Origin of the sequence: Streptomyces sp. W16, assembly GCF_033194735.1 — a bacterium.
Lineage (GTDB): Bacteria > Actinomycetota > Actinomycetes > Streptomycetales > Streptomycetaceae > Streptomyces.
The window spans coordinates 1-9003 of sequence record NZ_JAWOAI010000420.1 but is presented as its reverse complement, the minus strand read 5'-3'; the positions used below and the strand labels follow the sequence as shown (position 1 = coordinate 9003).

The following is a 9003-nucleotide window of genomic DNA, read 5'->3' as shown; positions in this document are numbered from 1 at the left end:
TCGGCCCCGCGCGCGGCCGCCTCGGCGGCGCGTACGAGCGGCTCCAGCTCCTCCGGGGTGACGGCGGACCGGGACACGACCCCCGAGGCGGTGCCCTCCTTGCCGTCGACGGTCGCGATGACGGTGAGCGTGCGCCCGCGCGTGACACCGTTCGTGGTCAGCGCGTTGCCCGCCCAGCGGAGGTTGGCGGTGGAGTGCTCGTCGGCGATTACGACACAACCGTCGGCCCGGGACAGTTCGAGGGCGCGCTCGACGACCTCGTGCGGCTTGTTCGTACGGGTGCTCATCGACCGGCCTCCTGGGTCGTGTTGAGGATATTGACGCCCGTGAAGAGGGCCGACGGGCAGCCGTGCGAGACCGCGGCGACCTGACCCGGCTGGGCCTTGCCGCAGTTGAAGGCGCCGCCCAGGACGTACGTCTGCGGACCGCCGACGGCCGTCATGGACCCCCAGAAGTCGGTGGTCGTCGCCTGGTACGCGACGTCCCGCAGTTGCCCGGTGATCCGCCCGTTCTCGATCTTGAAGAACCGTTGCCCGGTGAACTGGAAGTTGTAGCGCTGCATGTCGATCGACCACGACCGGTCGCCGACCACGTAGATCCCGCGGTCGACCCCGCCGATCAGATCCTCCGTGGACAGCCCCGCCGGGTCCGGCTGCAGCGACACGTTGGCCATGCGCTGCACCGGGACATGGCCGGGGGAGTCGGCGTAGGCGCAGCCGTTCGAGCGGTCGAAGCCGGTCAACCTGGCGATACGGCGGTCGAGTTGGTAGCCGACCAGGGTGCCGTCCTTGACCAGGTCCCAGGACTGGCCCTCGACGCCCTCGTCGTCGTAGCCGATGGTCGCGAGGCCGTGTTCGGCGGTGCGGTCGCCGGTGACGTTCATCCGCTCGGAGCCGTACTTGAGTTTGTTGAGCTTGTCGAAGGTGGCGAAGGAGGTGCCGGCGTAGGCGGCCTCGTAGCCGAGCGCGCGGTCCAGTTCGGTGGCGTGGCCGATGGACTCGTGGATCGTCAGCCACAGGTTGGACGGGTCGACGACGAGGTCGTACAGGCCCGCCTCGACGCTCGGCGCCCGCATCTTCTCGGCGAGCAGCTCGGGGATCCGCGCCAGCTCCTCGTCCCAGTCCCAGCCGGTACCCGTCAGATACTCCCAACCGCGTCCCACGGGCGGCGCGATCGTGCGCATGGAGTCGAACTCACCGCTCGACTCGTCGACCGACACCGCGTTCAGCTGCGGGTGCAGCCGGACGCGCTGCTGGGTGGTCACGGTCCCGGCGGTGTCGGCGTAGAACTTGTTCTCGTGCACGGTGAGCAGCGACGCGTCCACATGGTTGACGCCGTCCGCCGCGAGCAGCCGGGCGCTCCAGTCCGCCAGCAGCCCCGCCTTCTCCTCGTCGGGCACGGAGAACGGATCGATCTCGTACGACGAGATCCACGTCCGTTCCTCGTGCACGGGCTCGGCGGCCAGCTCGACGCGCTCGTCCGACCCGGCCGCCTTGATCACCTGGGCGGAGAGCTTCGCCATCGCCACCGCCTGCGAGGCGACCTTGGCGGCGGCGTCGAGACTCAGGTCCACCCCCGACGCGAACCCCCAGGTGCCGCCGTGCACGACCCGCACCGCGTACCCGAGGTCGGTGGTGTCCGACGTGCCGGCGGGCCGGGCGTCCCGCAGCCGCCAGGACGCGCTGCGCACCCGCTCGAACCGGAAGTCCGCGTGCTCGGCCCCGAGCGCACGCGCGCGTGCCAGTGCGGCGTCGGCCAGAGCGCGTAGCGGAAGCGCCGTGAAGGCTTCGTCGATGGAATGAGGCACGGAGGTCTCCCTGCTGTCGTGGCCTGTGGGGTCCGATCATGTCGCGCGGACAGGCGCGGGGACCACACGTTTCCGCCCGGCGTCGGCTCTTTCTGTAGAGACCCGACAGTGAGCCCCCTAAGCCACTGTCGGTGCCCGATTGTCCCGTGGAGCGGGCCGACCGATAGGTTTTCGATAAGGCCGTCTGTCAACCAGGGTGTACCGGGCAGGCGCGTAAGACCGCTATCGAAAGGGTGATCCGTTGAGCCGCTCGGTTCTCGTCACCGGAGGCAACCGGGGCATCGGCCTCGCCATCGCCCGTGCGTTCGCCGACGCCGGCGACAAGGTCGCGATCACGTACCGCTCGGGTGAGCCGCCGGCTGCCCTCCTTGAATTGGGCTGCCTGGCCGTGAAGTGCGACATCACCGACACCGAGCAGGTGGAGCAGGCCTACAAGGAGATCGAGGCCGAGCACGGTCCGGTCGAGGTCCTGGTCGCCAACGCGGGCGTCACCAAGGACACGCTCCTCATGCGCATGTCCGAGGAGGACTTCACCTCGGTCGTCGACACCAACCTCACCGGCACCTTCCGCGTCGTCAAGCGTGCCAACCGCGGCATGCTGCGCGCCAAGAAGGGCCGTGTCGTCCTCATCTCGTCGGTCGTCGGGCTGCTGGGCGGTGCGGGTCAGGCGAACTACGCCGCCTCCAAGGCGGCCCTGGTCGGCTTCGCTCGCTCGCTCGCGCGTGAGCTGGGTTCGCGCAACATCACCTTCAACGTCGTCGCGCCCGGCTTCGTCGACACCGACATGACCAAGGTGCTCAGCGACGAGCAGCGCGAGAACATCGTGAAGCAGGTGCCGCTCGGCCGTTACGCGCAGCCCGAGGAGGTCGCCGCGACGGTGCGGTTCCTCGCCTCGGACGACGCCTCGTACATCACTGGAGCCGTCATCCCCGTAGACGGCGGACTGGGAATGGGTCACTGATCACCATGAGCGGAATTCTCGAGGGCAAGCGCGTCCTGATCTCCGGTGTGCTGCTGGAGTCCTCCATCGCCTTCCACGCCGCCAAGCAGGCCCAGGAGCAGGGCGCGGAGATCATCCTGACCGCGTTCCCGCGGCCCACGCTGACCGAGCGCATCGCCAAGAAGCTCCCCAAGCCCACCAAGGTCATCGAGCTGGACGTCACCAACGACGAGCACCTCGCGCGTCTCGCCGACGTCGTCGGCGAGGAGCTGGGCGGCCTCGACGGTGTCGTGCACTCCATCGGCTTCGCGCCGCCGGACGCGCTGGGCGGCAACTTCCTCAACACGCCCTTCGCGTCGGTCGCCACGGCCATGCACGTCTCGGCGTTCTCCCTGAAGTCGCTGACCATGGCCTGCCTGCCGCTGATGCAGAACGGCGGCTCGGTCGTCGGCCTCACCTTCGACGCGTCCTTCGCCTGGCCGCAGTACGACTGGATGGGCCCGGCCAAGGCCGCCCTGGAGGCCACCAGCCGCTACCTCGCCCGCGACCTGGGCAAGCAGAACATCCGCTGCAACCTCGTCTCCGCGGGCCCGCTCGGCTCGATGGCCGCCAAGTCCATCCCGGGCTTCAGCGAGCTGGCCTCCGTGTGGGACAACCGCTCCCCCCTGGAGTGGGACCTCAACGACCCGGAGCCGGCCGGCAAGGCCATCGTCGCCCTGCTGAGCGACTGGTTCCCGAAGACCACGGGCGAGATCGTCCACGTGGACGGCGGCCTGCACGCCATCGGCGCCTGACCTCCCGGCCCGACTTCTCCTACGGCGTCGACGCCCCGTTTCCCGCACCGCGCGGGAAACGGGGCGTCACCCGTTCGGCCCCGCAGACCGGGCGGGGGCGGGCCACAACTGCGCACTCTGGATTACGCGTTCACCACGCGATTTCCTCCCCAGCACCGCCGAGGAGGTTCCCCTTGTGCGCCTTTCCCGCAGCCTGGCCTCAGTGACCGCCGCCTTCGCGCTCGTCATCTCCCTGGCGTACGAGGCGATGCCCCACGCACGCGTGGAGGCCCGAAAACCGGCCGCCGCACCCCAGCTGTTCGGCGCCGCGTGCCGCACCGCCGTCCACGGCTCGCATGTGATCGCGTACTGCCACAACCCGTACCCCCAGACCGACCGCGTCAGCCTGCACATCGAGTGCGACCGCTGGTGGGACATCGACAGCGACGGCACCGGGATCGACGCAGGACCGGCGCAGACCGTACGGCTGGCCGGCCGCTGCTGGGAGGACGTCCGCGCGGTGTGGGTCAGCCACCAGAAGAGGGCGAGCTGAACCGCCCCGGGCGGCACACGAACGGATAGCCCGCGGCCTCCGCCGCGGCCCCCCGCGCGTCACCCGCGCGGATCGCGTCCACGAGCCGCGTGTGGTCCATGTACGACTCCGGAGTCAGCTCCTCACCGACGTCCGCACGCAGCCAGTCCCGCAGCACCTCGCCCAGGTCGGCGTACATCGCCGTCATGACGTCGTTGTGCGAGGCGGCCACCACGGCCATGTGCAGGGTCGCGTCGGCCGTCACGAAGGCCTCCGCGTCCCCCGACTCCCACGCTTCCTCACGTCGTACGAGCAGGGCGTCCAGCTGCTTGAGATCCTTCTCGGTGCGCCGGCCGGCCGCCAGCTGCGCCGCCGACGACTCCAGGGTGGAACGCAGTTCGGCGATGTGCCGGGGGTCGGCGTCCGCGAACCGGCGGTGCATCACGCCGGCCAGCTCGCTGGTCGCCACGACGTAGGTGCCGGAGCCCTGGCGGATGTCCAGCAGACCGTTGTGCGCGAGCGCGCGGACGGCTTCGCGGACCGTGTTGCGGGCGACCCCGAGCTGCTCGACCAGCTCCGGCTCGGTCGGGATCCGGGAGCCGACCGGCCACTCGCCCGAGGTGATCTCGTTCCGCAGCGCGGCGATGACCTGCTCGGACAGCGCCGAACGACGGGGGTGGCTCAGGGGCATGGCACACCTTCGCATGTGCGGGGCGGGAGCGGGCCACCCGGGGATGGACAACCAATCATCCCATGATTCTATGATGGGCGGCATGGTGAGCGAGGAAACCCGGACAGCGAAGTCCACGACGACGAACAGCGGCGGCCCGGCCGCGAGCGAATTCCCGGCACCGACAGGAGGACCGTCCGCGTCCACGCGCGCGTGGACGACGCGTCTGGTCGTCGTCGGCATCGTGCTCGCCGCACTGAACCTCCGTCCCGCCATCACCAGCCTCGGCGCCCTCCTCGAAGAGGTCCGCGACGGCCTCGGCATGAGCGGCAGCGTCGCCGGACTGCTCACGTCCGTCCCCCCGTTGTGCTTCGCCGCCTTCGGCGTCATGGCCCCGCGCCTGGCCCGCCGCTTCGGCCCGAGCACGGTGGTCTGCGCCGGCATGGTCGCCATCACCGCGGGCCTGCTCATACGGCCGTACGTCGGTGGCACGGCGGGCTTCCTGGCCGGCAGCGCGCTCGCGCTCATGGGCATCGCGGTCAGCAACGTCCTGATGCCGGTGATCGTCAAGCGCTGGTTCCCCGACCGGGTCGGCTCCATGACCGGCCTGTACTCGATGGCCCTCGCCCTCGGGACCGCCGCCGCGGCGGCGGTCACCGTGCCCATGACCGAGGCCCTGGGCGGCAGTTGGCGCTCCGGCCTGACCGTGTGGGCGGCGCTGGCCGCCGCGGCCGTACTGCCGTGGATCGCTCTCGCACGACACCGGGAGGCGCCCGCGGACCGGCCCTCCCGCGCGCGGGAGACCGGGCGGGCGCGGCCCGAACTGCGGATCACCCGCAGCCGTACCGCCTGGGCGCTCGCCGTGTTCTTCGGGCTCCAGGCCACCGCCGCGTACATCACGATGGGCTGGATGGCGCAGATCTTCCGGGACGCGGGTGTCTCCGCGGGCACGGCCGGGCTGCTGCTGGCCGTCACGATGGCGATGGGCGTGCCCCTGGCCTATGTCATCCCGCGCGTGGCCACCCGGCTGCCCCGGCAGGGGCCGATCGTCATCGTGCTCGGCGTCTGCGGCCTCGCCGGATACGCGGGCCTGTACCTCGCGCCGGCCGGCGGAGCCTGGGCCTGGGCCCTGCTGCTCGGCGTCTCCAACTGCGCCTTCCCGCTGGCCCTGACGATGGTCGGCATGCGGGCCAGGACCGGCGCGGGCGTCGCCCAGCTGTCGGCCTTCGCGCAGAGCGCCGGCTATCTCATCTCCATCCCGGGGCCGCTCCTGGTCGGCGTGCTCTACCAGCACAGCGGCGGCTGGGGACTGCCGATCGCCCTCATGGCCGGCCTGATGGTCCCGCAGATGGCCGTGGGCGTCCTCGCGGGACGCGACCGTACGGTGGAGGACGAGGCGGCGCGCTGATCCCGCCCCGGCGGATGCGGCACCGACGGTGGGTGCGAGACTTGCCGTATGCCAGTGCTCGATCCGAACCCCCAGAACGGCCAGCGGAAGATGCTCATCGTCTTCGGCTCGTTCTTCGCCATCTTCATCGTCATCGCCATCATCGCGACGATCGCCTCTCCGTGAGCGCCGTCTCCTGGTGACCGTGTGCCGGTAAATGCGCCTCCGTGGGCCGATGGTGGGGTTCTCCCCACCATCCCCTAGGGGGTGAGGCTCAGGGTCAAGTGGGTGGATCTCCGGATGGGTTGAGGGCCGCGCGTTCCGTAACTTCGAAGTGTGACCGCGAGAAGCGGATCGCGGACCACTCGGAGACCAGCGGAGGCACACATGTCGGCCCCTACGCACACCCGGCCCCACCCGGCGACCACGGGCGGCGTCGACATCAGGTTGCCGTGGTGGGCCCTCGCCCTGCCGGCGCTCGCCTTCGTCGTGCTGCTCGTGATGATGCTCAACCCGACGGACGCGCAAGCGGCGGCCTCGGACCCGATGATCACCCACCTCTTCGAGCGGGCGCAGCAGCTCATAGCCCGCTGAGCACGGGCAAAGCCGCCCGTCAACTCCCTGCGCCCCATGGCCTGTTTCATGCGAAGCTGGATCCCATGAGCGTCGCAGAACCCCGCAGGATTGTCCTCTTCCGGCATGCGAAGGCCGACTGGCCCGAGGTGACCGATCACGAGCGGCCGCTCGCTGAGCGGGGCCGCCTGGACGCGGCCACCGCCGGAAGCAGACTGGCCGATACCGGCATCCCCTTCGATCTGGCCCTCTGCTCCACCGCGACCCGCACCCGGGAGACCTGGAAGCTGGCCGTTCACGAACTCGCGCACCGGCCGAAAACCGTCTACGAGGAGCGGCTCTACGAGGCCTCGCCCGGCGAGCTGATCGCCGTGCTGAACGAGACGCCCGACGACAGTCGGAACCTGATCCTCATCGGCCACAACCCGGGCGTCCAGGGCCTGACCGAGATCCTCTCCGGAGAGGACACCGGCGAAGCCCGCGAGCGGCTGACCCGCCGCGGCTTCTCGACCGCCGCCTTCGCCGTCCTGACCTTCGACGGCTCCTGGAAGTCCCTGGAGCCGGGCGTGGCGACACTGACCGACTACTGGGCGCCGTCCGAGTAGACCGGCAGCCTGCCCCACAGCGAAGGGGCCCGGCGCCATGCGGTGCCGGGCTCCTGAAAGCGGTGAGGGTGTATCCGAAGAGAGTTGTGTCCCGAGGTCAGTCCTCGTCGTGGGTGTCCGCCGCCTCGACCTCTTCACGGGTGACGCCCAGCAGATACAGCACGGTGTCGAGGAACGGCACGTTCACCGCCGTGTGCGCGGCCTCCCGTACGACCGGCTTCGCGTTGAAGGCGACGCCGAGACCGGCTGCGTTGAGCATGTCCAGGTCGTTGGCGCCGTCGCCGATGGCCACGGTCTGCGCCAGCGGTACGCCCGCCTCGGCGGCGAAGCGGCGCAGCAGCCGTGCCTTGCCCGCGCGGTCGACGATCTCGCCGGTGACCTTGCCGGTCAGCTTCCCGTCGACGATCTCCAGCGTGTTGGCCTGGGCGAAGTCGAGCCCGAGCCGGTCCTTGAGATCGTCCGTGACCTGGGTGAACCCACCTGACACGACGCCCACTTGATAGCCGAGCCGCTTGAGCGTACGGATCAGGGTGCGGGCGCCGGGCGTCAGCCGCACCTCACTGCGCACCTTGTCCACGACCGAGGCGTCCAGCCCCGCCAGCAACGCCACGCGCGCGTGCAGCGACTGCTCGAAGTCCAGCTCTCCGCGCATCGCGGCGGCGGTCACCTCGGCGACCTCGTCCTCGCAGCCGGCGTGCGCGGCGAAGAGTTCGATGACCTCGTCCTGGATGAGCGTGGAGTCGACGTCCATGACGACGAGCCGCTGGGCCCGCCGGTGCAGTCCCGCCGCCACGACGGCGATATCGACGCCCAAGGCCGACGCGTGGGTGGCGAGGGCGGTGCGCAGCGGCTCGGTCTCCACACCGGACACCGCGAACTCGACCGCTGTCACGGGGTACTTGGCGAGCCGGAAGATGCGGTCGATGTTGCCGCCGGCCTTGGTGATGCGGGCGGCGATCGCGGCGGTGGACTCCGCGGTGAGGGGGTGGCCGAGCACGGTCACGAGTGAACGCCCCAGTCCGCGCGGCCGGTTGTCGCCGAGGCCGGAGATGATCTCCGCCTGCATCTTCATCGACTCGGCCCAGCTGTGCACGGTGGCCCGCAGGCTCCCTTCGAGCCCGGCCGGCGGCGGCGTCACGAGTGCGCACAGCACCATCCGGCCACGCGTGACGACCTGCTCGATGTCGACCACGTCGACGGAGTAGGCGGCGAGGGTGTCGAAGAGTCCGGCCGTGATGCCCGGCCTGTCCTTGCCGAAGATCTTGACGAGGAGAGTGGGGACGTCAGAGGTCTGCGAAGCGCTCATGGTGTACCCACCGTATCCGGCACGGAGTGCCTTATGCCGCAGAGGTCCGCCTAGCGGACACGGAACAGTGGGTGTCGGATCGGTGGCGGGAATCTTACGGGGCGATCACGAAGGGGCGGGTGGGCGGTCACGAGCCGGTTCGGGGACGGTCAGGAGACGCGTCGAGTCGGTCGGGGTGGGGTGCGGTGCCGATCAGGACTGGGCGGGGCGCCGGGCGTCGGACAGGAGACGACCGGTACGGCGCCTGGCGCGGGGATACGGCCGGACGGGCGGGGCGCGACGGCTCGGGTGACGCCGAAGTGGATCACCGGCGTCCCTTGGGCCTCCCCGGAGGGGGCGGTGGCGGTGGCGGCGGAGGTTGCTGCCCGTCGTCCGAGTCGTCCCCCGGCCAGTCCCGCGAAGGCGTCCCG

At 70.6% G+C, this 9003-nt stretch carries 11 protein-coding genes and 1 pseudogene; 7 read left to right on the top strand and 5 right to left on the bottom strand.

Annotation, left to right across the window (positions count from 1 at the left end):
- Both R6V09_RS38615 and R6V09_RS38610 read right to left on the bottom strand, forming a co-directional pair.
- The coding region (locus R6V09_RS38615; RefSeq protein WP_327097250.1) for a PmbA/TldA family metallopeptidase at positions 1-287 on the bottom strand (287 nt) is incomplete at its 3' end.
- A complete protein-coding gene (locus R6V09_RS38610) occupies positions 284-1807 on the bottom strand; it encodes a TldD/PmbA family protein (protein ID WP_317886145.1) in 1524 nt (507 codons plus the stop codon). The genes R6V09_RS38615 and R6V09_RS38610, both read right to left, overlap by 4 nt.
- A 241-nt stretch (positions 1808-2048) precedes the next feature.
- Here R6V09_RS38610 and fabG point away from each other — a divergent pair, with 241 nt between their 5' ends.
- The 3 genes from fabG to R6V09_RS38595 all read left to right on the top strand — a co-directional run bounded on the left by fabG (position 2049) and on the right by R6V09_RS38595 (position 4073).
- Positions 2049-2768, top strand: a complete 720-nt coding sequence (fabG, locus tag R6V09_RS38605) for a 3-oxoacyl-[acyl-carrier-protein] reductase (protein ID WP_317886144.1) — start codon at positions 2049-2051, stop codon at positions 2766-2768.
- Between the two features lie 5 nt (positions 2769-2773).
- The gene (fabI, locus tag R6V09_RS38600) at positions 2774-3541 is read left to right on the top strand and encodes an enoyl-ACP reductase FabI (protein WP_317886143.1); all 768 of its coding nucleotides are present in this window, start codon (positions 2774-2776) and stop codon (positions 3539-3541) included.
- 175 nt (positions 3542-3716) lie between these two features.
- Complete coding sequence (locus R6V09_RS38595; RefSeq protein WP_317886142.1) at positions 3717-4073, top strand: hypothetical protein; 357 nt, start codon at positions 3717-3719, stop codon at positions 4071-4073.
- Here R6V09_RS38595 and R6V09_RS38590 read toward each other — a convergent pair.
- Positions 4048-4743 (bottom strand): FadR/GntR family transcriptional regulator, encoded by a 696-nt coding sequence (locus tag R6V09_RS38590; RefSeq protein ID WP_317886141.1) that lies wholly within the window; start codon positions 4741-4743, stop codon positions 4048-4050. The genes R6V09_RS38595 and R6V09_RS38590 overlap by 26 nt on opposite strands.
- A 70-nt stretch (positions 4744-4813) precedes the next feature.
- Here R6V09_RS38590 and R6V09_RS38585 point away from each other — a divergent pair, with 70 nt between their 5' ends.
- The 4 genes from R6V09_RS38585 to R6V09_RS38570 all read left to right on the top strand — a co-directional run bounded on the left by R6V09_RS38585 (position 4814) and on the right by R6V09_RS38570 (position 7287).
- The gene (locus tag R6V09_RS38585; protein WP_317886140.1) at positions 4814-6130 is read left to right on the top strand and encodes a CynX/NimT family MFS transporter; all 1317 of its coding nucleotides are present in this window, start codon (positions 4814-4816) and stop codon (positions 6128-6130) included.
- 48 nt (positions 6131-6178) lie between these two features.
- On the top strand, positions 6179-6295 hold the full coding sequence (locus tag R6V09_RS38580; RefSeq protein WP_019060691.1) for an SGM_5486 family transporter-associated protein: 117 nt from the start codon (positions 6179-6181) through the stop codon (positions 6293-6295).
- Between the two features lie 201 nt (positions 6296-6496).
- On the top strand, positions 6497-6703 hold the full coding sequence (locus tag R6V09_RS38575) for a hypothetical protein (RefSeq protein WP_200711686.1): 207 nt from the start codon (positions 6497-6499) through the stop codon (positions 6701-6703).
- A gap of 65 nt (positions 6704-6768) precedes the next feature.
- A complete protein-coding gene (locus R6V09_RS38570) occupies positions 6769-7287 on the top strand; it encodes a SixA phosphatase family protein (RefSeq protein ID WP_317886139.1) in 519 nt (172 codons plus the stop codon).
- A gap of 97 nt (positions 7288-7384) precedes the next feature.
- On the opposite strand, the gene serB is transcribed toward R6V09_RS38570, so the two are convergent.
- Both serB and R6V09_RS38560 read right to left on the bottom strand, forming a co-directional pair.
- On the bottom strand, positions 7385-8593 hold the full coding sequence (serB, locus tag R6V09_RS38565; protein WP_317886138.1) for a phosphoserine phosphatase SerB: 1209 nt from the start codon (positions 8591-8593) through the stop codon (positions 7385-7387).
- 149 nt (positions 8594-8742) lie between these two features.
- Positions 8743-9003: pseudogene (locus R6V09_RS38560) on the bottom strand (hypothetical protein); the annotation flags it as partial.

Excerpts from the sequence above, each read along its gene's own strand:
- fabI (WP_317886143.1), top strand. The coding sequence starts at position 2,774 with ATGAGCGGAATTCTCGAGGGCAAGCGCGTCCTGATCTCCGGTGTGCTG.
- R6V09_RS38590 (WP_317886141.1), bottom strand. The coding sequence starts at position 4,743 with ATGCCCCTGAGCCACCCCCGTCGTTCGGCGCTGTCCGAGCAGGTCATC.
- R6V09_RS38585 (WP_317886140.1), top strand. The coding sequence starts at position 4,814 with ATGATGGGCGGCATGGTGAGCGAGGAAACCCGGACAGCGAAGTCCACG.
- R6V09_RS38580 (WP_019060691.1), top strand. The coding sequence starts at position 6,179 with ATGCCAGTGCTCGATCCGAACCCCCAGAACGGCCAGCGGAAGATGCTC.
- R6V09_RS38575 (WP_200711686.1), top strand. The coding sequence starts at position 6,497 with ATGTCGGCCCCTACGCACACCCGGCCCCACCCGGCGACCACGGGCGGC.
- R6V09_RS38570 (WP_317886139.1), top strand. The coding sequence starts at position 6,769 with ATGAGCGTCGCAGAACCCCGCAGGATTGTCCTCTTCCGGCATGCGAAG.
- serB (WP_317886138.1), bottom strand. The coding sequence starts at position 8,593 with ATGAGCGCTTCGCAGACCTCTGACGTCCCCACTCTCCTCGTCAAGATC.